This window comes from Paenibacillus sp. Y930 (genome assembly GCF_056786375.1).
On sequence record NZ_JBXCIX010000002.1, the window covers coordinates 597,872 to 623,897 of the forward strand.

The 26,026-nt window shown below is 37.9% G+C and carries 23 protein-coding genes; 13 read left to right on the plus strand and 10 right to left on the minus strand.

Going from position 1 to position 26,026, the window contains the following annotated elements:
* Positions 1–137: 137 nt before the first annotated feature.
* From AC1TO5_RS08070 to AC1TO5_RS08085, 4 genes are all read left to right on the plus strand, one after another.
* Complete coding sequence (locus AC1TO5_RS08070; protein ID WP_482062277.1) at positions 138–614, plus strand: GNAT family N-acetyltransferase; 477 nt, start codon at positions 138–140, stop codon at positions 612–614.
* Between the two features lie 378 nt (positions 615–992).
* The gene (locus AC1TO5_RS08075; protein WP_482062278.1) at positions 993–2,264 is read left to right on the plus strand and encodes a stalk domain-containing protein; all 1,272 of its coding nucleotides are present in this window, start codon (positions 993–995) and stop codon (positions 2,262–2,264) included.
* Positions 2,265–2,545: 281 nt separating this feature from the next.
* Complete coding sequence (locus AC1TO5_RS08080; protein WP_482062279.1) at positions 2,546–3,520, plus strand: cation diffusion facilitator family transporter; 975 nt, start codon at positions 2,546–2,548, stop codon at positions 3,518–3,520.
* Positions 3,521–3,533: 13 nt separating this feature from the next.
* The gene (locus AC1TO5_RS08085) at positions 3,534–3,965 is read left to right on the plus strand and encodes a DUF1801 domain-containing protein (protein ID WP_482062280.1); all 432 of its coding nucleotides are present in this window, start codon (positions 3,534–3,536) and stop codon (positions 3,963–3,965) included.
* Between the two features lie 139 nt (positions 3,966–4,104).
* Here the strand turns inward: AC1TO5_RS08085 and AC1TO5_RS08090 are convergent, their stop codons facing one another.
* Complete coding sequence (locus AC1TO5_RS08090) at positions 4,105–5,607, minus strand: DHA2 family efflux MFS transporter permease subunit (protein WP_482062281.1); 1,503 nt, start codon at positions 5,605–5,607, stop codon at positions 4,105–4,107.
* Positions 5,608–5,841: 234 nt separating this feature from the next.
* Between AC1TO5_RS08090 and AC1TO5_RS08095 the strand changes: the two genes are divergently transcribed.
* The gene (locus AC1TO5_RS08095; protein ID WP_482062282.1) at positions 5,842–6,714 is read left to right on the plus strand and encodes a TetR/AcrR family transcriptional regulator; all 873 of its coding nucleotides are present in this window, start codon (positions 5,842–5,844) and stop codon (positions 6,712–6,714) included.
* 107 nt (positions 6,715–6,821) lie between these two features.
* Here AC1TO5_RS08095 and AC1TO5_RS08100 read toward each other — a convergent pair whose 3' ends face one another.
* The 7 genes from AC1TO5_RS08100 to AC1TO5_RS08130 all read right to left on the minus strand — a co-directional run bounded on the left by AC1TO5_RS08100 (position 6,822) and on the right by AC1TO5_RS08130 (position 15,146).
* Complete coding sequence (locus tag AC1TO5_RS08100; RefSeq protein ID WP_482062283.1) at positions 6,822–7,583, minus strand: GNAT family N-acetyltransferase; 762 nt, start codon at positions 7,581–7,583, stop codon at positions 6,822–6,824.
* A 152-nt stretch (positions 7,584–7,735) separates the two neighbouring features.
* Positions 7,736–8,788 carry an LLM class flavin-dependent oxidoreductase gene (locus tag AC1TO5_RS08105; RefSeq protein ID WP_482062284.1) on the minus strand — a complete coding sequence of 351 codons (1,053 nt, stop codon included), beginning with the start codon at positions 8,786–8,788 and terminating at the stop codon, positions 7,736–7,738.
* A 130-nt stretch (positions 8,789–8,918) separates the two neighbouring features.
* Positions 8,919–9,923 (minus strand): chemotaxis-specific protein-glutamate methyltransferase CheB, encoded by a 1,005-nt coding sequence (gene cheB, locus AC1TO5_RS08110; RefSeq protein WP_482062285.1) that lies wholly within the window; start codon positions 9,921–9,923, stop codon positions 8,919–8,921.
* A gap of 18 nt (positions 9,924–9,941) precedes the next feature.
* The gene (locus AC1TO5_RS08115) at positions 9,942–10,763 is read right to left on the minus strand and encodes a CheR family methyltransferase (protein ID WP_482062286.1); all 822 of its coding nucleotides are present in this window, start codon (positions 10,761–10,763) and stop codon (positions 9,942–9,944) included.
* Positions 10,760–12,445: a methyl-accepting chemotaxis protein gene (locus AC1TO5_RS08120; protein WP_482062287.1), complete on the minus strand. Its 1,686-nt coding sequence runs from the start codon at positions 12,443–12,445 to the stop codon at positions 10,760–10,762. The genes AC1TO5_RS08115 and AC1TO5_RS08120 overlap by 4 nt, the downstream gene beginning before the upstream one ends.
* An 87-nt stretch (positions 12,446–12,532) precedes the next feature.
* Positions 12,533–13,018, minus strand: coding sequence for a chemotaxis protein CheW (locus AC1TO5_RS08125; RefSeq protein ID WP_482062288.1), 486 nt, complete (start codon positions 13,016–13,018; stop codon positions 12,533–12,535).
* Between the two features lie 64 nt (positions 13,019–13,082).
* A complete protein-coding gene (locus tag AC1TO5_RS08130) occupies positions 13,083–15,146 on the minus strand; it encodes a chemotaxis protein CheA (RefSeq protein WP_482062289.1) in 2,064 nt (687 codons plus the stop codon).
* 160 nt (positions 15,147–15,306) lie between these two features.
* Between AC1TO5_RS08130 and AC1TO5_RS08135 the strand changes: the two genes are divergently transcribed.
* The gene (locus tag AC1TO5_RS08135; protein ID WP_482062290.1) at positions 15,307–15,705 is read left to right on the plus strand and encodes a helix-turn-helix domain-containing protein; all 399 of its coding nucleotides are present in this window, start codon (positions 15,307–15,309) and stop codon (positions 15,703–15,705) included.
* Between the two features lie 59 nt (positions 15,706–15,764).
* On the opposite strand, the gene AC1TO5_RS08140 is transcribed toward AC1TO5_RS08135, so the two are convergent.
* Together AC1TO5_RS08140 and AC1TO5_RS08145 are read right to left on the minus strand one after the other, a co-directional pair.
* Complete coding sequence (locus AC1TO5_RS08140) at positions 15,765–16,046, minus strand: barstar family protein (protein WP_482062497.1); 282 nt, start codon at positions 16,044–16,046, stop codon at positions 15,765–15,767.
* 2 nt (positions 16,047–16,048) lie between these two features.
* Positions 16,049–16,516, minus strand: coding sequence for a ribonuclease domain-containing protein (locus AC1TO5_RS08145; RefSeq protein ID WP_482062291.1), 468 nt, complete (start codon positions 16,514–16,516; stop codon positions 16,049–16,051).
* Positions 16,517–16,732: 216 nt separating this feature from the next.
* On the opposite strand from AC1TO5_RS08145, the gene AC1TO5_RS08150 reads away from it, so the two are divergent.
* The 7 genes from AC1TO5_RS08150 (at position 16,733) to AC1TO5_RS08180 (ending at position 26,001) form a co-directional block, all read left to right on the plus strand.
* Complete coding sequence (locus AC1TO5_RS08150; RefSeq protein WP_482062292.1) at positions 16,733–17,191, plus strand: GNAT family N-acetyltransferase; 459 nt, start codon at positions 16,733–16,735, stop codon at positions 17,189–17,191.
* Between the two features lie 25 nt (positions 17,192–17,216).
* The gene (locus AC1TO5_RS08155; RefSeq protein ID WP_482062293.1) at positions 17,217–18,485 is read left to right on the plus strand and encodes an MFS transporter; all 1,269 of its coding nucleotides are present in this window, start codon (positions 17,217–17,219) and stop codon (positions 18,483–18,485) included.
* Positions 18,486–18,568: 83 nt separating this feature from the next.
* Positions 18,569–18,943, plus strand: coding sequence for a RidA family protein (locus AC1TO5_RS08160; RefSeq protein ID WP_482062294.1), 375 nt, complete (start codon positions 18,569–18,571; stop codon positions 18,941–18,943).
* A 188-nt stretch (positions 18,944–19,131) separates the two neighbouring features.
* The gene (locus tag AC1TO5_RS08165) at positions 19,132–20,955 is read left to right on the plus strand and encodes a CHASE2 domain-containing protein (RefSeq protein WP_482062295.1); all 1,824 of its coding nucleotides are present in this window, start codon (positions 19,132–19,134) and stop codon (positions 20,953–20,955) included.
* A gap of 135 nt (positions 20,956–21,090) precedes the next feature.
* On the plus strand, positions 21,091–22,674 hold the full coding sequence (locus AC1TO5_RS08170) for a stalk domain-containing protein (RefSeq protein ID WP_482062296.1): 1,584 nt from the start codon (positions 21,091–21,093) through the stop codon (positions 22,672–22,674).
* A gap of 20 nt (positions 22,675–22,694) precedes the next feature.
* Positions 22,695–24,686: a FecR family protein gene (locus AC1TO5_RS08175; protein WP_482062297.1), complete on the plus strand. Its 1,992-nt coding sequence runs from the start codon at positions 22,695–22,697 to the stop codon at positions 24,684–24,686.
* A 133-nt stretch (positions 24,687–24,819) separates the two neighbouring features.
* Positions 24,820–26,001 carry a sn-glycerol-1-phosphate dehydrogenase gene (locus AC1TO5_RS08180; protein ID WP_482062298.1) on the plus strand — a complete coding sequence of 394 codons (1,182 nt, stop codon included), beginning with the start codon at positions 24,820–24,822 and terminating at the stop codon, positions 25,999–26,001.
* Positions 26,002–26,026 lie beyond the last annotated feature (25 nt).

Genomic DNA, 26,026 nt, shown 5'->3' on the forward strand with positions numbered 1-26,026 from the left:
CTATAGATTATATAAACCGGTCTACTAATGATAATTTAAATTATCATTAGTTGTCAAAGGAAATTATGGGATAATAAAGCTAACTGCATTGTGCTATACTATAGCAACAAAATAATGTAATTAAGAGGAGCAGTACTTTGATTAAAATAGTAGTAAAACCATTCGATCAAGAAATACAAAATATGCTAAGTGAAATGTTAGATACATACCATGCAGGCGAATTAAGCAGGAAGGACCTATCGGAATTACCGAAAGATATTCATATTATTGAAGTAGACGATACAATGGTTGGCTATGCTGTTATTTGGGAATACAAACGTGGAAATCAACTAATTAATAAAGCAGAAAAAGATTATTTCAATGCTGATGAGAAGTATTTGGAAAAAGATTTCTATGTCGATATAAGTGATCAAGCAGATTTCATTTTCATTGAAGCATTAGATATTATGAAAGATTATGAAGGTAATGGATATGCAGCATTCTACATCAACTGGGTGAAAGAGAATTACGCTAAGAAGAAACTATATGTATACTCTTTGGACAAAACAAGAAACTTCTGGTACAAACAAGGCTTTGAAACGATTGGAAGTACAGTATGGATGACATATAACTAGCTCAATATTACAATTGAGCAGTTGTACGGGTAGAGAAGATATGAAAGAGAATTATGTGGTCTATCAATCTGTGGATCAATATGGATTTTATCCAGGCGCTAATGGGATTAAAACATTTAAGAGATAGAAAATGGAGTACCTCCCCAAATCTCGAATTATGCATTATGAGATTGATTGACGTAATGTTAAATATGGATTATCCTCACTGAGCTGTACCATTCACAGCTTTTTGGGGATTTATCCAACTTAATACCTAATCTCTTAGTAAAAAAGTTTCGATTAATGGATGAAATGAAGGTTTTTTCATTCTATAAACGAATAGAGGGTTATTAGGAGTGTATATATTTAACATTACGGTCAACGAAGGGAAATGTTTACATGAAGAAAAAAATAAGTTCATTTTATTATCTACTTCTAGCAATAGCGATCATGATCGGTTCAATGGTAGTACCGGGTGGGAAACTGCAAGCAGCCAACTATGATAAAACCTTTATCGATCAGATCGAGGAAAAGTATCAGGCGCTTGAAGATAAGTTCACGAGACAATACAAAGACGATTTAAAAAAAGAAGAAAATAATTATGAACATTTTTTACGGAAATCGTCCGATGAGCAGAAGTTATTAGAAAAATTGTTAAATGAAGATATAAGCTATTTAGAGGAAGTTTTTAATGCGGACTATAAAAAACTTGAAGCTAAATATGGAGCAGGAAATTCTTATAAGACAAAGCTTAAGCAATATAAAAATCAAATTAATCCTGATTATTCTACGGGAGCTATGTGGAAGTATAGTAAGGCAAGCGATAAAGACTATTCCACTAGCTTGCACTGGAAATTAAAAACTCAGATCAATCCTGATTACAGTACGAGTTTAATGTGGAAATATAAAAATGAGGTTAACCCAAGTTATTCCACTAGCACAATGTGGAAATATGCTAATACTGTTAATCCGAGCTACTCAACTAGTTTAATGTGGAAGCTTCGCAATGAAAGCAACCCTGATTATTCAACGGGCACGATGTGGAGCTATAAGCGTGAATACACCACCCTTGAAAACACGAAGAAGAGTATCGAAAGCATTTTAAAGACGGGTGACGAGGAATTGCAAGAAGCACGCAATTCTGCGATAAATACAATCCAGAAGCTAAGAAATCGTACAATTAGTGATGTCGAGGAATTGCGCGATGAAACAGTGAATAAACTTATAAAGCAGCGCACAACAAGCTTGGAAGATATTTCTTCTCTAAGGGACAGCTTATTTGGAAGCGGGATTCAGTTAAAGCCATTATACATCAGCTTTAACTCGATCAAAGTATTCATCGATGGGGAGCTGCAGCAATTCGAGCAATCGCCAATTATTATAAAAGGAAATACGTTAGTTCCTATGAGAGCAATTTTCGAGCGACTAGGAGCAACAATTGAATGGAATCAGAAGCAGCAGTCCGTACTGGCAACGAAAGGGGATACGACGATCAATTTGAAGATCGGAAGTACTCTCGTTCTGAAAAACGGCCAAGAGATTAAGCTTGCTGTTCCAGCGCAAACGACGAATTCCTATACGATGGTACCTCTTCGTTTTATTAGCGAGGCATTAGGTGCTGAGGTCAAATGGAACGGTGATACACAAACTATTATAATTACTACTCAATAGTTTGTATGTTGATACAACTATTTAACTCTAATATTCGCTCGGACACGATGGTTCTTTATGAAGAGAACCTTCGTGTTTTTTATTGGAAAATTTTCATAGTCAAATTTTGAAAATAAGTATATATTAAAAGTTATAAAGTGAAAAAATGTATAAAAAAGAAAGATAATGAAGCATGCTTAATTATGAGAACATGATCTGCATATTCTGCTCATAAATTTACTAAGAGATGCAAATGCTAATCATATTAATGTGAGCGTGTAATAGTTATTGCGGGAGGGTTTATGAAAAAAGAAGGCTTATTAAAAAAAGGGAATAAATCAGCATTAACTGCTGCAATTGTTAATACAATTATTTCGATTATTAAAGGTATTGCATTCACGATGACTGGAAATGTAGCGATGTTTGCCGAAACGATGCATTCAATTGGCGATGCAGCAAATCAATTTTTTGTATACATTGGTAGTGCATTAAGTAAAAAAATGCCGACAGATCGATATCCGAATGGTTTTGGACGATTAGTTAATTTGGTATTACTCGGAGCAGTTCTTATTGTTGGAATTATGAGTTATGAAGCAATTAAAGAAGGTTATCATCATATTCTCCATCCTGTAGCGTCTACCGGGAAATCGATCGTTATTAATCTAATCGTACTAGGCATCGCTGTAATATTAGAAGCGATCGTTATGTATAAAGCAATGAAGGAAGTATTACATGAAGTCAATGTGGAAGCGAAAGGATTATTCGGTATTGTTTCGAAAAGCTTTGCTAATGTAGGTCGTTCAAAGCCTGCAACTAAGCTGGTATTTATGGAGGATCTAGTTGCTACAATTGGTGGTATTATAGCGATTATCGGTATATTGCTTTCTTATTTCGCTGGATGGCATACATCAGAAGGTGTCGCATCCATTATTATCGGGTTAATGATGTTCTATGTTGTTGGTAAAGTATTCTTAGATAATGCCAAAGGTGTTCTAAGTGAAGCGGATGATGAGATGGAGGCTATTATAGCTGAATATATTTTCACTAATCCAGAAATCAAAAATATCCGTGCTTTATTCGCAATGAAAGAAGGCGAAGATTATCATATTGAAATGAAACTTGAGATAGATTTAACCATTACTTTAGCCGAAGCGATTGCAATTAAAAATCGAATAGAAAATAAAATACATGCAATGAATGGTATATCAGATGTTATTATTGAATTCGAAGAACATGACGGTGTCGTGTCATGGACGAATACGATTCCTGCGAAGTAATGGAGGGATTTGCATGGCATATGAGCAGAAAACAAAACAGACGGACGATAGTGTAATTGAATTTATTGAAAATGTCGAAAGTGTACCAAAGAAAGAGGATGCTTATCGCTTACTAGATTTATTTACAGAAGTGACAGGATATGAAGCAAAGCTATGGGGACCAACTATTATTGGCTTCGGTGAATATCATTATACTTATGCGACGGGTCATTCGGGAACGGCTCCATTAGTCGGATTTTCTCCGCGTAAAGCGAAAACTAGTCTCTACTTTACTACAGAAGCAACAGTAAGAGATGAACTTCTACAGCAGCTTGGCAAGCATACCGCAGGTAAAGGCTGTGTTTACATTAATAAAGTAGCTGATATTGATATCGAAGTGCTACAACAATTTATTAAGGAATCGGTTAGTTATTTACGGACAACGTACCGCAGCAATAACAAATAAGGGATGCTTCAATACAAAGAGGCACCTTACTCATTTCATAATTGAAATGAGTAAGGTGCCTTCTATTAGTTTACTTCCGTGTCCATTAATAGTGTATGCTGCAACGGCTATAAATATTCCGAAGTATTAGTAATTAATGTTATGAAGTTGCATTTTCTTCGCCTTCAATTTTGGCAAGAGCTTCTTTACTAACATCAACACGTTTTATGAAGAACGTAAGAGCAAAGGCAACAAGAGTAGTGAATGTTGCGATCAAGAATGTATATTGAATACCTTCAAGCATTCCAAGCTTAGTAATATGAGCCATTTCTTCTTGAGCCAGTGTAGATGGATCAATACCAGCTAGTTGTTCAGTTACACTTTGTTTTGAGTGTGAGTTCATAATACTTACGAAGATAGCAGTCCCAATTGCACCAGCTACTTGTTGAATCGTATTATTCACAGCTGTACCATGTGGATTGAGACGTGTTGGTAATTGATTCAAACCATTGGTCATAATCGGCATCATGATCATTGAAATACCAAGCATACGCACAGAGTAGACTAAAATAATATATGCGTTTGATGTATCAAGATCAAAGAATGTCATTTGATATGTTCCGATAGTAGTAATACCAAGACCTATAATACCAAGCAACCGTGGTCCGAATTTATCGAATAATTTACCAGTAATAGGAGACATAATCCCCATAATAATGGCACCTGGCAGCATCATTAATCCAGAATCAAGTGGTGCGATACCTTTAACTGTTTGCATATAGGCTGGAGTAAGGATCATGCCAGCGAATAAAGCAGCAGCGTTCACAACTGAGATAACGTTACCTAGTGCAAACATTGGATATTTGTACACGGATAAATTCAATAGCGGTTTATCAGATTTCACTTGTCGTAGTACGAACAATATAATCATTACGGCACCAGCGACAATCGTTGTAATAACGATTGGATCTTTCCAACCATCAGCACTTGAACTTACAGAACTGAAACCATAAAGTAAACTACCAAAGCCTAGCGTAGAAAGTACAACCGATAAGTAATCGAGTGAAGCTTTTCTCGTTGGCATAACATTTTGCAGTTTGAAGATGGCAAGAACAAGGGCAATAACAGAAAATGGTAAAATCATCCCGAACAGAACACGCCAATCGTAATATTCAACGATATATCCTGACAATGTTGGTCCAAGAGCAGGGGCAACGAACATTACAAGACCGAACACGCCCATAGCGGCACCACGCTTCTCACGCGGGAAGCTTATTAACATGACATTCATTAATAATGGTGACATAACAGATGAACCCGCAGCTTGGATCATACGACCTGTTAATAATATTCCGAAGTTAGGTGCGATTGCAGAAACAGCCGTACCAAGTGTAAATAACGTCATTGCGGTAATGAATAGAGCACGGTTGGTAAATCTTGTAAGTAAGAATGCAGATACTGGAATAAGTACACCACTGACTAGCATATAGCCAGTTGTAAGCCATTGTACGGTGGTGTAATTTTCCATTCCAAAGTCGACCATTATTGTTGGTAATGCAACGTTCATTAATGAGTTATTCAGAAAAGAAACGAAAGCTCCAAAAAACAATATAGCAAGCATAAAATAAGGGGGTTTCTTTAACTGTTGTAAATGTTGACTCATCTTATTGTTTTCTCCTATCTTTTAGATCTAAAATTTTTAGTTACTTAACGATTTTATATCATGGGTACAATAATTACAAGTTTTTTGTACTCGTGGTTCAAAATCCTTGTGCAACGAACGATATAAAGGTTATACTTATCGTAATACAGTTAAACTTTGCATATGCTTTCGAGGCTATATTAAGCTCGTAGGCACTATTTCGGCAGGTTAGCGAAAAAAATTAGGAGGCACTACATGAATAAGCGAAAGAAAATGGTAGTCGAGCATGCTCAGGCGCTTTTTTTAGAAAAAGGCATTCAAATGACGTCCATCCAAGATATTATAGAGCGCGCAGGTATTTCTAAAGGAACGTTCTATAATTATTTTTCTTCCAAAAATGAATGTGTAAGTGCCATTTTACAACAAATTAGAAGTGAAGCAAGCTTGCTTCAAAGCGAACTTCAACTAGGTAAGGATCCAAAGGATATTAATTTACTTATCGAACAGACTTCCATTATTATTCGTATTAATGAAAAGCGTGGTTTAAGTGCCATGTTCGAAGAACTTCTTCATTCTGGAGATAGTGAATTGAAAAAGCTTGTCCTTAATTACAAAATGGTTGAACTAGAGTGGTTAGCTAATCGATTAGTAGAAATATTTGGAGAGGGATTAAGACCCCATGCATTCGAAGCTGCTGTTATTTGCAATGGTATGCAGCAGCACTTATTATTCACTGGGAAATTCATCAATCAACGTGGATTAAATGTTAATACAGTTGCTGTATCAGTATACCAATATATGAAGATTATTATTAATTGCTTAATAAATGAAAATACTGCAGTACTCGATACTGAAAAATTAGTATTGTTGAAAGTATCGATGAACCAAGATAAAATTCAGCGTGAAGAAGTATTATTACTTTATGATGATTTGATACAAAATTTCAAATTAACTAAACCACAATTAGATTTAGCTTCTTCTTTACGATTTGAAATTGAACAAGAGCCATTACGAGATGCAGTTATTAGTGCATTGCTACAGCCATTTCTCGATTCCTTCAAAGGAAGCGTATTATATAACCAAGCAAGAGAAATTATGAGTGAAACTTGGCATTTTCAAAAACGGTAAGCAATGAATGAAAGCGACTATAAATGTAAACTCGATAAAAGCATCCTTCCGATGATCGAACAATTTCGCGATCATTCGAAAGATGCTTTTATTGTATTGTTTAATCTTTATTTGATTCTGTACCAGTACGGATATTGTTCAAGATAACCTAGCTTCTTATACAAATGAAGTGCAGAGGGATTGTCTAATAGCACTTGTATATAGCTTGTAAGTGCACCATTTTGCATACCAGTGTTCAATAGCTTTGTAATAAGTGCTCCAGCAATTCCTTTATTGCGATGATGCTCGGCTGTAACGACGTTATACAAGCTTATATATTGGTTATCAACAACTGCTAATCCAACAGCTACGACCTCATCGTTCAAGATGCAGCTACTACATATAATATCACCTTGTATGGCTGCCATCATATCAATAATAGTTGGAATTAAGTGCTCCGATGTGCCGCTGAGCTGACAATATTGCTCGATCCATTTAATAGAGATATGTTGAAGCAAAGAGAAATATACATTATCAGATGTTTGCAGATTGGGCATATCAAGCGGTTGAAAATCATCTAATGACATCGCCATCACTAATGAAGCATCTTGCTTGATATAGTTAAGCTGCTCCAATGCATCATCAAGATTAGGCTCAGAAAATGGAGTTAGCTTAAATATTGTCGGCTGCTGGATCGCATCATAATACTGTTCACACTGAGCGATTTTCTCAGATATATTTTCATTACCGCCAGGCAATGTACTTACACAGTTAGCTCGCTTGGTAAATCCATTAGCTGTACGAAGTTTCCAACCATCGATTTCTTTCGTATGCAGTGCAGGCCAATGATTAAGGCTTAACGATTCAATATGTTCTAATTGTAAAACCATATAGGTCACGCTCCTTCTATCCATGTATAATCATACAATATTATGTATAAGTATTCAATAGGCATAATAAATATGCATCCAATCATCATGAAAGGATGCACATTTATTATAGTTTTCTCCAACTCTGCAAATGTTCCTGGCTAAGTAAAGTGTTAATACTCTAATTGTGCGCGAACGAGAGGAATTACTTTAGTTGCTAATAATTCAAGGCTTGTCGCAGCAAGATCGTATGGTAAGCCACCAATATCAAGCTGAGCCATAAATCTAGTATGACCAAACAGTTTGTGCTGATATAATATTTTATTAGCAATTTGTTCTGGACTGCCAACAAAGAGTGGAGCTTGTGCCGAGGTCATATCCTCGTATTGCTGGCGTGTAAACGAATTGCTTTTACCTAGCTGTGCATTAACATAGTTTTTGTAATTCGCGTAGTAGGGAAAATATTGTTCTTTCGCCTCTTCACCATTTGCTGCAATGAATGTATGCCCAGTTACAGCAATTCGCATCTCATCGTTCGTTTTTCCTAATTGTAAAGCAGTGTCTCGATAGGTATCTACAAGTGGTTGGAAAGAAGTGACTTCACCGCCAAGGATGGCGAGCGTCATACCATAACCATATTTTGCAGCACGCTGTGCACTTGAGATACTACCTCCAACACCAATCCATAAAGGTATTTCTGCCTGCAGAGGACGCGGAGCAATTTCAGCATTATGTAGGGAAGGACGGAAATGCCCCTCCCAATCTATACGTTCATTCTTATTGAGTAGAAGAAACAGTTCTGTATTCTCTGCAAATAGTTCATCATAATCGTCTGGATTGTAGCCGAACAGTGGAAAAGATTCGAAAAATGCGCCACGACCTGCAATTATTTCAGCTCGTCCATTAGAAATCAAATCGAGAGTAGCATAATCCTCATATAAACGAACCGGGTCAACCGTACTAATAACGGTTGTGGCGCTTGTGAGACGGATTTTATTCGTTGCTTGGGCAATCGCTCCAAGTGTAACGGCAGTTGATGATATGGCGTAATCTAGTCGATGATGTTCGCCAAGCCCAAACACATCCAACCCTAGCTCGTCCGCTAATTGTGCTAACTTTATAATTTCAGCAACTCTTGTTCTAGCACTAATCATCTCACCGGTATGTGGATCTTGACCTAGGTCAGCTAAAGTATAAATGCCAAATTGAAATGGTTGATGTGTCATTATGTACCTCCGTCTTCCCTTACATTTCTCTTATTAATAAAAACATAATTAATAAGAAGAAGCAACTTGCACTCAAGTAACGCCAAAAAGACGCTGCCGAAAACAGCGTCTTTGTATTAGTGGTGAGTAGCTAAAGTGCAAGTAATATTTCCTGCGCTATCCGGCCGAGTGCAACTTGCTTTTCTACAGCCCCAATATCAACTGCGGCTTTGGGCATTCCATATACAATGGAACTTTCCTCATCCTGTGCCAATGTTCTAGCACCTACACGACGAAGCTGTAGCAAACCTTCTGCACCATCTCGGCCCATACCAGTTAATATAACTCCAATCGTTTGTGACCCTATTGTGTGCGCAACAGAATGAAACAGTACGTCAACAGATGGTGTATGACCATTCACCTTTTCACCTTCACGACAATCTACGAAGTAGTGCTGCTGATGTCTTTTAAGTCGCATATGCTTATCACCTGGTGCAACAAGTGCTAATCCAGGTCGCAATCGATCGCCATGAACAGCTTCTTTTACTTGCATTGGTGCGGCATCATTTAATCGCTGCGCAAACATGCGAGAGAAGCCATGGGGAATATGCTGTACAATTAGAATTGGCGGACAATTACTTGGCAGATTCGTTAGTACATGGTGGATAGCTTCTGTTCCGCCTGTGGAAGCACCAATGACAATGAGCTTCCCTTTCATATCTCGATGTTCTGAGTCTTGAATTTGCACGCCATCTTGTGGATTTTGTACTTTACCAAGATTAAGAATTAACATTAAAAGCTCTTTAATAAATTTCGTGACTTCATCATTCGTAATCGATTTCGGTTTTGCTAGAAAAGCTGATGCACCTGCACGCAACGATAAATCCTTGAGATCATGTAGACCCGATAATGTAATCGTGGGAATGTTCATAGGTCGTACATGATTTTTAATAAATTCAATACCATTCATACCTGGCATTTCAATATCACTTACAATTACATTAGGCTGATATTGCTTAATCTTCGCAATGGCATCAAAGGGATCAGCTGCTGTTGGAAGTATATGAATCAGTGGCTCATGCGATAAGCCTTTAGCCAAAGCTTCACGAAATACGATAGAATCATCTACGATGAGTAAACGGATTGGTGTATTCATTCGATTACCCTTTCTTTGTTATACTTTGCGATATATTGACGGCTGAATATATTTATATCCGAACAAGTTGCGATCAATGGACTCAGAAAGACCAAGAAATAAATATCCCCCAGGCTCTGTTGCTTCGTAAAACTGCTGAATGAGCTTGTCCTTCGTTGGACCGTCAAAATAGATCATAACATTACGACAAAAAATGGCGTGAAACTTTTTTTTGAAAGGAAGAGTGGGAGCCATAAGGTTAAATTTACGGAATAGTATCTCTTCTTTAATTTTTGGTAATATCTCATATTGTAGATTGGATATTTTACGAAAATATTTGGTGCGCCATAATGCGGGTAATGATTCAATCGCATCAGCACTATACATACCTGTTATAGCTTTTTCCAACACCTGAGTTGAAATATCTGTAGCGAGTAGCTTTTTATCCCAACTAGGCGTTTGCGAGCCATAGAAATCTTCAAGTATCATTGCCAGTGTATAGGCTTCTTCACCTGAAGAGCAGCCTGCACACCATATCCGAATATCTCGATTACTTTGCTGCGGCGAGATATTCGGTAGACAGTGATCTCGCAGGAAAAAGAAATGATCAGATTCTCGCATATAAAAGGTATGGTTTGTCGAAATATGATTAATAAGTGATTTCGCGGCATTACCGGTACGATCGGTTACGAGATAATAGTAATATTCTGAAAAAGTTTTCATTTCAAGCTTATGGAGTACTTGCTGCAATCGACCTACAAGTAATGTTTTCTTCTCTTCCTTCAGGTGAATGCCATAATGGGTATGAATATATTGAGCGAGTTGCTGAAATTCTTGATTGCTAATATTGATTGTAGTCAATACTTTCCAAACTCCTTATCGCTTATACTGATTGGCGCTAATTCCGCTGCAGTATTGGCAAAGGCTTGATCTAGTTGGGAAGAGTTCGATGGATAATTGTACTGCTGATAAGATTGATTGTAATTATAGTTATTGACCTCTCGAGTTTTGAAGCGGCTAATTTGTTCCTTCATCATATTAGCTTGTCCACTAAGTTCTTCACTTGCAGCGGCGCTTTCTTCAGAGGTTGCAGAGTTCGTCTGAATAACTTGAGATACTTGGAACAATCCTTGATTAATTTGTGAAATACCGGAAGCTTGATTGCCAGACGCATCAGTAATTTCTCCGACTAGCTCAGCTACTCTCGTAATATCCTCGACGATATGATTCAAAGCGCTAGCAGTGTCATTAGCAATTTTCATCCCGTTATTTACTTTTTGAATAGAGCCTTCAATCATCTCTGTCGTTTCTTTTGCGGCATTAGCTGAGCGAGCTGCTAGATTACGAACTTCTTCTGCAACGACCGCAAAACCTTTACCATGTTGACCAGCACGAGCAGCTTCAACGGCGGCATTAAGTGCAAGAATATTTGTTTGGAAGGCAATTTCATCAATGACTTTAATAATTTTTGAAATGCTGGATGAAGATGCATTAATATCGTCCATTGCTACAAGCATCTCTTGCATCCGATTATTCCCTTGTAATGCATTTGTTTTTGATTGCTGTGTTAATTGGTTAGCTTCCTGTGCATTGCTCGCATTGGAGTTGATCTGACTTGAAACCTCTTCTAATGAAGCGGTAAGCTGCTCAACTGAACTTGCTTGCTCGGTAGCTCCTTGTGAAAGCATTATGCTGGATTCAGACATTTGCTTGGCTCCTGTTGCCACTTGATCAGAAGCAGAGCGGACATTGTTCATCACATCATTCAAGTTATTAATCATTTTTTGGAAAGCGACAGCTAATTGGCCAATTTCATCCTTCGAACTGATACTAACTTCAACATGCAAATTACCATCAGCAATTTGGTTAGCAGTATCAACAAGACGATTAACAGGACGGCTAATATTACGAGAGATGAATACACCAAGTAAAATAGCAAATATTACAGCAATAGCTACAATAATAATTAAAGTGAAAATCGTTGTTTTAGCTTGTTTAGTAAGTATCCCTGTCGTTGCTATAGCAGAGGTCTGTCTATCCTCGAAAGAACTATTAATAACTTCATTCATTTTGGTAATAATAGCACTAGCATCTTCTAAAAGTATTGTTGCTTTTTCGATGTTACCTGCTTTCGCTTCTGCGATAATTTCATTACGAGCTAGTTTGTATTCAGCATCAATAGTTTTTAATTCATTAAAGTTTTCATGATGAGTAGTAGAGCTTAATGTAGCAGCGATAGATTTTATAGCATTCTCATTTATAACATCATTATTGTCAATTTGATCGAGATATTGCTGTTGCTTATTCTGATCAGTTGTCATTATAATACTTCGAAGGAGAGCACGATTCTCGTGGAAAGCAATACCGACTTTCCCGAATTGACCGACTGGATACCCGTCAGTTGTGTACATATCAATATAACCATTATTAATTTTATTCAAATTTAAAGCTGATACTGTACCGATAACACCCGCAATAATCGCAACCAATACGAATGAACTAATTAGTTTGTTTCCGATTTTTATATTGTTAAACCAATTCATATGTAATACCTCCATTGATGTGTCAATATTTATAATAGTTTGAATGACTGCATTTCAAATAGTTAATCTCATATTTGAATCTTTATACTACAGGATTTGCTCGATTAATTCGGTATCCTGCTCATGAATTAGTTTATTACAATCTAACAGTAGCTTTACTTCATCATCAAGCTTACCAATACCTTGAATATATTGATTGCTTAATTGCGTAAATTCTGGTGGCGGGACTATATTTGCATTAGGTATAGAAACTACTTCTGCGACCCTATCTACAATTAGTCCGATATCGATCTGCCCGATTTGAACGACGATAATGCAGGTACGATCATTGTAGGGCTGGAAAGGCTTCTTAAATCGTAAACGTACATCCATTACCGGAATAATTTGGCCGCGCAAATTAATAATACCTTTAATGTATTGAGGAACCTCAGGAACAACAGTAATATTTTGAATACCAACAATCTCAGTTACATAGCGTATTTCAATACCGTAGCTCTCCTCACCTAGATTAAATGCGAGATACTTGTCCTTCTGCTCATCCTCTTCCACATGTTGTGTATGAAGCTGTGACATATCCGATAAACCTCCTTCAAAGTGAATCTATAATAAATGTGAATATATAGAATGAAACGAGTGCTTAGACACTACTCGTATGGTTGCTTGAGACAAGCTCAGCCATATTCAGAATGATACTTATTTTCCCATTGCCAAGCAGTGTACAGCCTGAGAAAGCATTAAGTCGCTTGAATTGTTTGAAATAAGTAGGTAATGGCTTAATAACGACCTGTTGTTGACCGATAAGCTCATCAACGAGCAGACAAATCGTTCGAGATTCATTTTCAATCATAATTAAGATGCCTTCTGTCGGATGATTATATTGACTAGGCTGATTCAAATATTGCGCTAAATTAATGATCGAATAACATTCGCCGCGCACCATGACCATTAGATTGCCGTCAGGATCGGAAAGCAGGTCACGCTCGCTAGGTCGAAATGATTCTTTAATAGAAGTTGTAGGCAATGTATACTGGGAATCGCCTACGCGTACAGTCATTCCATCGATGATCGCTAGTGTTAATGGGATCTTGATCGTAATGCATGTACCCTCTCCTAGTACGCTATCGATATAGATCGTTCCACCGATTTGTTCGATATTTTTGGCGACAACATCCATACCAACGCCTCGACCACTGAATTCAGTTATGACCTCTTTCGTTGATAGCCCGGGGTGGAAAATAAGATGATATGCTTCACGATCACTTAGTTCAACCTGATGTGGGGAAATTAAGCCAGCGCTCATTGCTTTTTGGACGAGACGCTCACGATCGATTCCTTGTCCATCATCTGTAATGAGAAGTAACACATCACTACCGATGTTGCGAGCCTCTAACGTAATTTTACCGATGGGAGCCTTACCTTTAGCTATTCTAGCCTCTTGTTGCTCGATTCCATGATCGATAGCATTTCTCACAATATGCATAAGCGGGTCAGTGATCTGATCGATAACAGACTTATCAATTTCTGTTTCTTCCCCTATCAATTCAATATGTACTTCTTTGTCCAGCTTTTGCGACATATCTCGTGTTAAGCGGCGCATCCGATGAAAGCTTGGTGATAATGGAATCATCCGTATGGCCATTATAGTATCTTGTAATTCACCTGTAATTTTGCGTAGTTGATTGCGCTGTGCAGCTTGTGAAGCTTGTCTTGCTTCAATAGGGCCATCTTCGCGAGTTAGCTCAGTATTAAGCATAGCTTCCGATATTACTAGCTCACCAACCAAATCCATCAATCGATCTAGCTTTTGTACATTAACACTTATAACAGATGATTTCACACTGACAGTTGCTTGTGGAGCGGTAGATGGATTCAATGACTGTTCTTGAGTGGAGCTATTGGATTGTTCTACTGAAGGTAATCTAGCTGTAGTCGTTAATGAAGGTGTATTACTTTCGCTAGTTATTGCTTCAACATCTAGGATCGTTAATTCTGCACTAGCTAAGTAAGCCGTTTGTTGAATGCTTTGCTCTAGCTCGCTTCGGGTAAGGGTCGAGCGGAAAGTAAGCTGAAATCCATGCTCACGAATATATTGCTGACTACCTTCATCTTCGATTAACAGTTCGGGTATGTGTGAGTAGTCAATCATATGAGCTTCAAGCTGGTGTACTGTCTGATAGGCACGAATATTTTCCATTTGACAGTCATCAGTAAATTTTAACTGGGCCAAGTAAGTCGTTAAAACATTGTTTTCTTCTATAAAAGTAGTACTCTCAGTTAGCGTACTTACCGAATCCGCCTGCAAGTGTTGAATAAATTGCTGAATGATAGCAATCATTGTGAGCGAAGTAGTGGATTCTTCAAATGAATTTGTAGAATTAGCAATAGTTAAAATTTCTTCTTTGAAATAATCTACACATTGCAAAATAATATTAGAAAGATCAGTGAAACTATATTCGAATTGACGATCTACCCTTAGAAGATGAAATAGATCTTCAAGCGCATGTGCAGTATTCGTAATTCCTGTAAAGCCCATCATGGCAGACGAGCCCTTTAACGTATGCATATTGCGAAAAATCTCATTAATCGCATCATCGGTCAAAGTGTTTTGTTGTTCATTATCAAGAACGATAGCCTCAGTAAGCTCTATCATTTGTGTTGATTCATGAATATACATTTCAAATATGGGGTCTGTTTCTCTCATATTGAAAACATAACATCCTTTCACATAAAAGTATCTACAAATGGAATAATGTAGTATAGTTGCAATGTCCAAGTTTCATTTAGTATAATCGTAAATACGATTATACACAATATGTAAACCATATTCTATTTTTACAACATAGTAAAATGGAGGTGCAAATATGAAAGAGATCAAAAAGAGGATTAGACAATTTAGGAAAGATAAGGGTTATACGATGGCGGGATTTGCCAAAGAAATTGGAGTTTCGGCAGGTAATGTAGGGGATTGGGAATCAGAAACACGTAACTCTGTACCAGGTGCGCAAGCGTTAATAACGATTGCCCAAACATACGATGTATCTATTGATTGGCTGTTGATGGGGGTAGAAGCGAATCAAGAAGAGGCTAGTAATGAAAAAGGCTATAGCGAGCATATACGAGCAGAATATGCTGCGAATCCCGAATTATTTGCAAGCTTAATGGATGTTGCATTCCGCATGAATGAACAAGATTTGTTAGAGTTACTTAAGTTTGCTGAGGCAATTCAACGAACTGAAATTCCTTATGCGAAGGATTCGTAATATTGAACTTCCTTTATAAAAAACACCCATTCCACAATGGAATGGGTGTGAGCTATTACTTATTCGCTGAGAGCGTCTAGTCCATAATTGAAGCTTAATTCTTCGCATTCAAGAGACGCTTCTTCCAATAAATCGGTAAATGCACAATAATCTATAGTACTTTCATCATCATTGATCCAAATAATCGTTAATGGAAGCTCAATATAGCCTGTTAAGCAGTCCCAAAGAGCATCAAGATTACGTCCATATGTAGTGGGTAAATCTAACTTCTCTGCTAACCAGACATGAACGTCATCATAGCGCTTAGCATCACTCGTTCGCAATTCAATAACGCCACGCATCACTATTTGTCCTCCTCAGTAATATTGGTAAAGCTAGCATAATGATCGGTTGTCATGTAGATGAGTCCATCATTAGAGAATACAATGCGATCGGCATTACGACGACCGCCTGCATAATTGATATCTGCTTCAACCCATATTCGTCCATCCGCTTTTGGTAATAACCTTTCTCGATTTCCAAACTTGTCGCCACCAATGCTCATATGAGGAGCAACCTCTTGCAGATTACCTTTAGAAGCGACCCAACCTAATGCTTCCGCATCTTTTTTCTTGATAAAGTTAGAAGGCAGTTCTCCATTATCTCGTATATAAGCAGCAACATCTTCGAAGCTAGTTAAGGGCGAAGTAGTTGAATCTTCATTAACTAATAATTCACTGCAGCCAGCTAGTAACAGACATGATGTGAAGAAGAGCAATGAGAGTGAAAATAGTAGTTTGTTGCCTATTGTTTGTAATAATTTTGTCAACATAAAAGTTATCGCTCCGATCAGTATTGTATGGTCAAGTTAAGTATAAGCGATCGTTTCAAGCAAGGCAAAAAAGGATATAAATTATACCGATAAAGCCATATTTTTTTTGCGAGTTCCATAGTATGATGTTATCAATAGCACGCAGAGAAAAAGGGTCCAATTACAGTATAAGTTCAATAATACAACAAGGTTTAGCGGTCAAAGGAGCTAATGATTATGGAGTGGAGTATAAAGCAATTTTTACAATTATCAAATGTGGAAGTATATGAAATAATAAAATTGCGTACGGATGTATTCGTTGTTGAACAACAAAGCATATATTCAGATTGTGATAATAAGGATCTTGAGGCCTATCATTTGCAGCTAAGAGATGCAGCGGGACGGCTGGTGGGATATTTGAGAATACTGAATCAAGGTGTAAGCTATCCAACTTATTCGATTGGTCGCGTCATTATTACTACAGCGCTAAGAGGATCAGGTTTCGGAGAACAAATGCTACAGCGAGCCATCGCATTTGTCACGTCTCATTGGCACGGAGACGTCATTACGATTTCAGCCCAGCAACAATTAACACGCTTTTATGAGCGAGTTGGCTTTGCGGTAGAGTCCCAGCCATATATAGAAGATGGAATCTATCATATACAAATGCGTTTGGAGCTTAATAACCAATCATAATTGACCTACCCAGGAGGGTTTGCACATGCGCTTTTCATTGAAACCGCAAGCAGCTAAATTTAAATCTCCATACCGACAAGGGATGGAAATGGCAGTAATTGAAGGGATATGGGCAATGCTATTGCTTACAATGCTTTCAGGCCCGTTTTTAACAGCGTATTTACTATATCTTGGGGCAAACTCTCAACAAATTGGTCTTGTGCTTGCTGTGCCAGCTATCGCTAATCTATTGCAAATATTGTCCGCGATGTATATGCAAAGGCTGAAAAATCGCAAACGTTCCTTTGTACTATTTGCTTCAGCTCATCGTGTAATCGGGATGATGACAGGGCTAATTCCATTTGTGTTTCCTAAGGAAATTTGGCTAACGGTATTTATTGTTATTTTCTTGCTTTACTCCTCTATAAACGCGTTTGCAGGCGTTATCTGGACTTCGTTAATTTCCGATATGGTACCAGGTCAATTGCGTGGAAAATACTTCGGAATTCGCAATGTGATTACGAGCGCCGTGAATAGTGTTGGATTATATATTACAGGAGTCATTATCGATCGATATGAAGGTGCGCTTGGATTCAACATCATGTTCATACTTGCAGGTATAACAGTTGTTATGAATATTATATATTTTACTAGATATCCAAATCCAGAATTTGAAAAGCCGCGAGAAATGAAGGTAGGAACGTTTGTATTAAGACCTTTTCTAGATAAAATCTTTTTTAAAGGACTAATATTTCTAACCATTTGGACATTTATCATTACGATGACGCATCCTTTTTTCTCATATGTGATGCTTGATATGTTGGGAGTACGTTATCAGACGGTAGCTAATCTAGTTATTTTGCAAACGGTTGCTTCTATGTTGGGCTTCTATATTTGTGGGCAATTATCGCGAAAATATAGCGAACGGACATTACTATTATCGTCATTACCGTTTCTTGCAGCAGCGGCATTATTATGGGGGTTACTCGCATTTTTGCCACAATTGCTTGTACTAATATTTATTTTTATTTGTCTTGGATTTGGTCTAGGCAGCTATAACCAACAAATTTTTATTTTTATGATCGGCTCCTCGCCGAAAGCTGAGCGTCCTATTTATATTGCAGTTTTCTCCGCAATTACTGGCTTAGCTGGTTTTCTTGGACCAACAATTGGCGGAACCATTTTCAAAGAGTTGAAGGTTTTTCCGCTTTGGATTCAACAGTATGGCTTATTTCTCATGCTCGGAATGGTACTGCTTGTACTCGGAACAGTCGTAGCTCCATTAGCATTTCATAGGCCTCATAAACAGCACTAATTTGCTATATATGATAAAAATAGATAAAATATAATGAATGAATATGTATCGAGATATGTGCAAAAGCGAAAGGGAGAATGAAGATGAAAAAAGCAATACATACGGAGCAAGCGCCACAAGCGATTGGACCATACTCACAGGCGGTACAGGTAGGTAATCTACTGTTCACGTCTGGTCAATTAGGAATGGACCCTGTTAACAATATTTTCCCAGCTACTGCTGCCCAGCAAGCGAAGCAATCTCTTGAAAATGTGCAAGCGATCGTTGAAGCTGCTGGAGCTACAATGAGTGGAATTGTTAAGACTACAGTATTCTTGAAAGATATGAACGACTTTGCTTCTGTTAATGAAGTTTACGCAAGCTTTTTCGAACAGCCTTATCCGGCACGCAGTGCTGTTGAAGTTGCAAGATTACCGAAAGATGCACTTGTAGAAATTGAAGTTATCGTTCAATTATAATCGATCGGCTTATGCACTATTCGAAGCTCTAGAAATCCTTATAGATCAATGTGTTATCACTAGATGGTGACATTGGATTATAAGGATTTTTTTTGCATTAAATGCATATAAATCTATCATTGCTATTGACGTGAACTATAGTTAGTTTACTATAGTTATATAGCCTATTTACAGGAAGTGGGGATGGTTTGAAATCAACAATTAGAAGAACATTTATTATTGTCAATACTATACTGCTACTCATCGTTTTTTTCAGTTATCAACTCCATGGTTTTCAAAAAGTAGAAACGATACTGTTAGATATTAATATGAAGCAATCCGCAAGTCATGATCCTGATCCTCATATTGTTGTCGTTGCCGTTGATAATGAATCTATTGAAGCTTTGGGACAATTTCCTTGGGATCGCGCTGTATATGCTTCGTTTCTCGAAATGGTGAATCAAGATGGCTTTGAACCAGCAGCTATCGCATTTGATATTACATTTAGTGATGCGAGTAATGAAGAAAGCGATACCATATTTGCAGAAGCTCTCGCTTCATATGATAATGTCATCTTGCCGATGGTCGGTGTTACGACAGGGGATGTATTTCAAACATCGGTAGTTCATAAAGATCAATATTTACAAACGACTCATGTATTTTATCCATTTGATCTGTTAGCACAATACACACATCATGCTCACATTAATCGTGTCGTTAGCCATGACGGGGTCATAAGACAAGCTTGGCTGAAGATTCAAGCCCCTGATGGAACGATAATTCCTTCATTAGCCTACAAGGCGGTAGAAATGACAGGTGCGGATCTCTCTTTCTACGATGAATATACAGATCGTCAGAAAACAAGTGATCCTATTGCGAAAAATACGATGACGATTGCTTATGATTTGGTTACGGATGATTATTTAACCGTGCCATTTGTTAATGTCCTTTATGGCGACATACCTCCGGAAACATTCCAAAATGCAATTGTATTTGTGGGTGCCACGGCAACGGGTGTTTCAGGTGATAGCGGACAAGATTCCGGACCAATACCACTTGAACGTGATACAAAGCTAGTCTATGTTCATGCGAATATTGCTAATCAATTGCTGCAAGGCAGTTATATTCAATATGCTCCTAACGTAGTGGAACTAATTTTAATCGCGATTGCCTACATATTGTTCATGTTATTGCCTTGGCGCTTCAAGAACCTATACACATTTAGTATGGTCATACTGAGTATAGTTATCATTTATTTTGCTCAGCAATATAGCTATCAACAATTGAACTATCACATTAGTATCGTATATTTGTTGGAAGCGATGCTGATTGCTTATGTTTTTAATGTATCCTTGAAGTCATATATGGAACAATCTCAGAAAAACTTTGTTACAAGGCAGTTTGGAAGATACATCTCGCCTGATCTAGTAAAGGATATTGTGAAACAAGGAATGGATATTCAAATTGGTGGGATATCAAAGCGAATTACAATTTTATTCCTTGATATTCGCGGCTTTACTTCACTTTCTGAGCAATTAACTCCTGCTGAAGTTGTTGATGTATTGAATACGAAATTTACGATGATTACAAAAACTGCATTAGAGAACAACGGTACGATTGATAAATTTATCGGTGATGCCGCCATGATTCTGTTCAATGCTCCACTTGATGTCGCTGATCATGAAAAAATGGCTGTGTTAACGGCATATCAAATCCAACAAAATATGAATCCGATACGTGAGCAATTACTAGAAAAATACGGCGTTGAAGTTAATATTGGTATTGGGATTCATACTGGTAATGTCGTTATTGGTAACATCGGCTCTTATTTACGAATGGATTATACAGCCATTGGTGATAGCGTTAATATTGCTTCTCGGATTGAGTCTGGTACTGTTGCAGGCCAGATCATGGTATCAGAGGAGGTTTACAAGGCGACCAGTAATAGCTTCGAATATGGCGATGGAGTTGAGAAAATGTTCAAAGGAAAATCACAGCCAATCGCCATTTATGAATTATTGAAGCTGAAATAAGTTTGAGAAATGAGAGCTAGATTACTGAAATGCAGTATGTGAATCTGTATAGTTACTAGTAGAGTAAGCTTATACCATGAAAAATATCATTAGGAAGAGTAATAAAATTGAAAAAATATAAGGTTGGTGAATGAGATGAAACATCAGATTTTGAAAAAATATATCGTGATCGCATCTGCATGCCTGATGGCTGTGGCAACACCATTCGTTGTGCAAGCTGAGGGTGCGCTCGATAGTAAGCGCGGATTACTAGAATTACGTACAAAGGTAGGGCAATCAAAGGCTGATTTTAACGACGGTACCACTGCAGATGCGTCACTATTCTATCCTACTTCATTACTGCAGCAGCCAGATGGTAGTTTACTAATTAGTGATAGCAAAAATCATAAAATTAGATTACTAGCTAACGATCAGTTGACAACTTTAAGTGGTCATATTGTAGATTTTGATGAATCCTCGATGCCGGTAGGAAGCTATGGAGATGGTGCTATTGATGTAGCTATGTATCAATCACCTGGTGGACTTGCGATGGATGCACAAGGTCAAATCTATGTTGCTGATACGGATAATCATAGTATTCGTCTTATAACTAAGGAAGGTACGGTTACAACCATTGCTGGTTCATGGGAGCCTGGTGATCAAGATGGGCAAGGTTCAGCAGCAGGCTTCTATTATCCATCGGATGTTGCTGTTGATAGTCAAGGTAACGTCTATGTTGCAGATACGCTTAATCATCTTATTCGTAAAATAGATACGAAGGGCAATGTTACAACTTTGAATAAGGCATCGGACAGAGTAGTTGAATATTATCCTGGTGTACTAGAGTATGGTGGCGATTTTGCAGATGGTTCTTTGGCTGAAGCTATGTTCAATGAGCCTACTGGTCTAGCTATAGATGATCAAGATAATCTATATGTTAGTGATAAGGGGAATCAACGTATACGCTATATCAATTTTGCTACGAATACGGTATCGACAGTAGCGGGCAATGGCATATATGATAGCAACGAGCTGTACATGGAAGGAGCTTATGTTGACGGAGCAGTATCCGTTGCGCGTCTATCCTCTCCAGCGGGTATTACGGTAACACAATCAGGTGTAGTGCTTGTTGCAGATACACTTAATCATGTCGTTCGTGCCATTCATAATGGAAATGTAACTACGGTGGCTGGTATTGGTGAGGAATATGGCTTCGCTGATGGCATACTATCTTCGGCAGCATTGAATGAGCCTACCGATGTCATCGAATTAGCCAATGGAGATATCGCGATTACTGATTCATCTAACAATAGAATAAGAGTCGTTCAATCTTATATTATTCCAGAAACAGTAGATCAAGCTGGCCTCATTCATATTATTGTAAATAACGAACTGCTAGAAACCGATGTTGCTCCAATGATCGAAAAAAATCGCACGTATGTGCCATTGAGAGCGATCGTTACGAAGCTCGGTTTGAATGTCAACTATTTGGCAGAGTCAAAGCAATATGAAGTCATCGTTGATGAGAACTTGACCTATACATTCTCTTCATCAAGTAATCGCGTGATAAAGCTGGAAAATGGTGTGAGCAGTGAATTACTTATGGATAATTCCGTTATGTTAACGGAAGGTCGATTATTAATACCAGTGAGATTCTTTGCAGAGCAGCTTGGATATGATGTGCAATGGGATCAAGCGAACAGTAACGTTGTTATAAGACATAAAATATTCAACCCATAATGTGCGAAGGAGGAATTACTTTGAAAAGATGGAGTATAGTAACGCTTATGGCTATATTTTTGACGGTATCGATATTTAGCCATATTGGAACAGCTGAAGCGGCCACTTCAAGAGTGGCAATCATATCAAAGATGGAAGGCACAGTTGAGGTTCAAAAATCTGGTGGTAAAAAGACACTTAAAGGATTCAAAGGAATGAGCTTGAATCAAGGTGATATCGTAACTACTGGTAAGAAAAGTTCAGTTGTATTGAAATTTTCTAATGGAACATCAGAAGACGATACATTCATATTAGAGAGCAGTACAAAGGTAACTTTTAGTAAGTTGTCTAATAAAAGTGGTACAACAACAAAAGTAAGTATGCTCCAAGGAAAAGCATGGGTCGATGTAAAATCGATTAAAAATAAAGATGATGAATTTGTATTGGAAACTCCGACTGCCATTATGGGTGTGCGAGGCACAAACTTCTTTGTAGGTGTAGATCCTAATACAGGATTACCATCGCTTGCGGTATTGTCGGGAAATGTTAATGTTACAGGAAGCGATAATAATACGGATCAGTTTTATGTCTATCCAGCGTCAGCATTGACTGTAGATAATCAAGCTGGATTAGGAATTATTCCGATCGATAATCAAGTATTAGCGCAAATGTTAGCATCAACGAGTTCTGAAGTGATGCAAATGATCTTGGAAAGCGCACAAAAAATTATAAATGAAAACCAAGAGCTAATGGGATCATTTACAACGACAGCTTTTCCAACGGAAGTTCAGCAATTGCCGCTATCAGAAAATCAATATACTGATAATGTATATAATTTATTGCTTGCATTAGCAGAAGAGGCATCTAAGCAGAATAAAATAGAAGGAAATCATCTATTAGAATTACAACAAAAAATCAAAGAGCAGCAATTGGCTAATAATGAATTGCATCAAAATCAAGACGATGTTGACTGGGAATTTGAAGCTAAGAAATTAAGTGAGCAACAGCGTCTAGAAAAATTAAAGGCTGAGAAAGCAAAACAAGATGCATTAAAAAAAGACTTTTTAGCTAGCCAACAAAAAGCTAAAGAGGATAAATTGAAGCAGGATCGACTTGATGCATTAGAAAAACTATGGCTTGAGAAGCTTAGCCAAGCTGAAAGAGATAAATATGAACGTGAGAAACAAGAGAGATTAGATGAGCAACAACCGGATCAGGGGAACTCTAATAGCGGTTCATCGGGATCTCCGAGACCTACAGAGACTCCAGGGCCGACAGAAACTCCAGGGCCTATAGAGCCACCAACATGGCCACAAATAGAGAAGCCGTTCGAAGTTGAGTTTGTTGTTAATGATGAAAGTCCTACGGAATTGAGCTACACTCGCGGAGATGGCGATCTTTTTAAGGAACTATCTATTGATGAACCGATTCAAGTAGCTGGAGATATGATGTATCTTCAGTTTGGATCAACAAACCCATCATTGGAAATAGTAGAGGTTACTTTTGATGGTGCACCGTTAGACGATCACGGTTTCGGGGATGGTAAATTCAGACAGGGCTTGGAGGTCCATGAAACTGAACTGGAGTTCTTAGTAACCGTTAAGCACAATCAAATAGCAGAACCACAGGTGTTCAAGCTGAATGTATCTACCATTGTACCGATTGTATACGACGTGCCAATTAATATTTATCAAAGCGATGACGGTCAAGATTATGCTGATGATCTTCTTATCGGCTATACAATTACTGAAGGTTCTCCAGATTATAATTATTTTATTACGATAGACAACCTCGATATTACTGGTCTGTCGAATCCTTATTTACGAATTGAAAAAATAAACTATTTCGATGAGATACAGCTAGCAGTGAAAGATGGAGGAGTGAGTAGTTCGGATTTTGAAAGAATAGACGAAAATAATTATAGGAACTCTCTATCTCTTGGTGTGAATTCTATCCAATATGAATTAGAACATGAAAGAGATGGCATTACAGAGACATATCTAATCAATATCATGTCCATTCAATGGTATTGATTCGGATTTGTAATGTAGTTGTTTAGACGAATAAACAAGAAATAGCTATAATGAAGGAGACAACTCCCTGCTCGACACTCGAGTAAGGGGACGTCTCCTTTTATACATTACATATGTGCTGGGAGAGATCAGGATGAACTATGTACAAGACATTAACTCTATTATGGAGCAGCTAGATGCCAAGATGCGTGAAAGTATTGGCATGGATACTATTATGATTGAAACAGGTGCATTGTCGAAGCTTGTTCCCTATGTGAAACAACGCGGGATGAAGCGGGTTATGCTTGTTGCGGATAGTAAAACCTATGAAGTAGCAGCAAAGCAATTAGAGCGAAACTTTAATGAAGATGGTACTATCGAGGCTACAACTACAATACTTACTGCAAATAAAGTTGGCGATGTCATTGCAGACGAGCAGACTATCGTAGAGCTTATATTAGCGATCCAACAGCATGGTCCAGAAGTTGTGATTGCTGTAGGAAGCGGTACGATTCATGATGTCGTGCGTTATGCAGCGCATACGGTATCATTACCGTTCATATCAGTACCAACAGCACCGTCTGTTGATGGCTTTAACTCCAAAGGTGCACCAATCATTATTAGAGGATTCAAAAAAACAATCGTAGCGATTGGTCCGGATGCTGTATTTGCGGATCTAGCTATATTAATTAAAGCACCTAAGTCACTTATCGCCGCAGGCTTTGGTGATATTCTAGGCAAATATACATCGTTATTCGATTGGAAATTCGGCAGTCTTACGAATAATGAGCCGTATCTGCCTATTTCAGATGAAATTACGGTTAACGCACTTCATAAATGTGTACGAGCAGCGGATAGTATTGCTGCTGGAGAAGAAGCGGGTGTTGCACATCTGATGAGTGCGCTTATCGAATCAGGCATTGCAATGTTAATATTCGGGAAGTCGCATCCAGCTTCTGGAGCAGAACATCATCTTTCACACTATTGGGAGATGGAATTTATTAAGCAAGGTTACAAGCAGTTATTGCATGGGGCGAAGGTTGGCGTAAGCTGTATTGTCATCGCTTCGCTATACCATCAATTGGCTGAGCAGGATTTCGGTCTACAGTCAGATGTTAATCCAGCTGTCACGCAGCATTGGGGAGAAATTAAGCGATTATTGAATGAGCTTCCAAGTGCGCAAGTATTAACTGATTTACTTGAAAAAGTGGGTGGACCTACAACGATTGCTGAGCTTGGTATTTCACCAGAGCTTTGTAAATTAAGTTTAGAGCAAGCACATCATATTCGGATTGAGCGTTATACGCTTCTGCATGCCCACAATACGAGAAAGTAAATTAATCGCTTAAATATTGACATTG

What these genes read in the sequence shown, in the direction of transcription:
- AC1TO5_RS08160 (WP_482062294.1), top strand. Translation starts at nt 18,569, where the DNA reads ATGAAAAAAGCAATACATACGGAGCAAGCGCCACAAGCGATTGGACCA.
- AC1TO5_RS08145 (WP_482062291.1), bottom strand. Translation starts at nt 16,516, where the DNA reads ATGTTGACAAAATTATTACAAACAATAGGCAACAAACTACTATTTTCA.
- AC1TO5_RS08150 (WP_482062292.1), top strand. Translation starts at nt 16,733, where the DNA reads ATGGAGTGGAGTATAAAGCAATTTTTACAATTATCAAATGTGGAAGTA.
- AC1TO5_RS08170 (WP_482062296.1), top strand. Translation starts at nt 21,091, where the DNA reads ATGAAACATCAGATTTTGAAAAAATATATCGTGATCGCATCTGCATGC.
- AC1TO5_RS08155 (WP_482062293.1), top strand. Translation starts at nt 17,217, where the DNA reads ATGCGCTTTTCATTGAAACCGCAAGCAGCTAAATTTAAATCTCCATAC.
- AC1TO5_RS08085 (WP_482062280.1), top strand. Translation starts at nt 3,534, where the DNA reads ATGGCATATGAGCAGAAAACAAAACAGACGGACGATAGTGTAATTGAA.
- AC1TO5_RS08140 (WP_482062497.1), bottom strand. Translation starts at nt 16,046, where the DNA reads ATGCGTGGCGTTATTGAATTGCGAACGAGTGATGCTAAGCGCTATGAT.
- AC1TO5_RS08105 (WP_482062284.1), bottom strand. Translation starts at nt 8,788, where the DNA reads ATGACACATCAACCATTTCAATTTGGCATTTATACTTTAGCTGACCTA.
- AC1TO5_RS08180 (WP_482062298.1), top strand. Translation starts at nt 24,820, where the DNA reads ATGAACTATGTACAAGACATTAACTCTATTATGGAGCAGCTAGATGCC.
- AC1TO5_RS08130 (WP_482062289.1), bottom strand. Translation starts at nt 15,146, where the DNA reads ATGAGAGAAACAGACCCCATATTTGAAATGTATATTCATGAATCAACA.
- cheB (WP_482062285.1), bottom strand. Translation starts at nt 9,923, where the DNA reads ATGAATACACCAATCCGTTTACTCATCGTAGATGATTCTATCGTATTT.
- AC1TO5_RS08120 (WP_482062287.1), bottom strand. Translation starts at nt 12,445, where the DNA reads ATGAATTGGTTTAACAATATAAAAATCGGAAACAAACTAATTAGTTCA.
- AC1TO5_RS08090 (WP_482062281.1), bottom strand. Translation starts at nt 5,607, where the DNA reads ATGAGTCAACATTTACAACAGTTAAAGAAACCCCCTTATTTTATGCTT.
- AC1TO5_RS08135 (WP_482062290.1), top strand. Translation starts at nt 15,307, where the DNA reads ATGAAAGAGATCAAAAAGAGGATTAGACAATTTAGGAAAGATAAGGGT.
- AC1TO5_RS08125 (WP_482062288.1), bottom strand. Translation starts at nt 13,018, where the DNA reads ATGTCACAGCTTCATACACAACATGTGGAAGAGGATGAGCAGAAGGAC.
- AC1TO5_RS08080 (WP_482062279.1), top strand. Translation starts at nt 2,546, where the DNA reads ATGAAAAAAGAAGGCTTATTAAAAAAAGGGAATAAATCAGCATTAACT.
- AC1TO5_RS08075 (WP_482062278.1), top strand. Translation starts at nt 993, where the DNA reads ATGAAGAAAAAAATAAGTTCATTTTATTATCTACTTCTAGCAATAGCG.
- AC1TO5_RS08095 (WP_482062282.1), top strand. Translation starts at nt 5,842, where the DNA reads ATGAATAAGCGAAAGAAAATGGTAGTCGAGCATGCTCAGGCGCTTTTT.
- AC1TO5_RS08100 (WP_482062283.1), bottom strand. Translation starts at nt 7,583, where the DNA reads ATGGTTTTACAATTAGAACATATTGAATCGTTAAGCCTTAATCATTGG.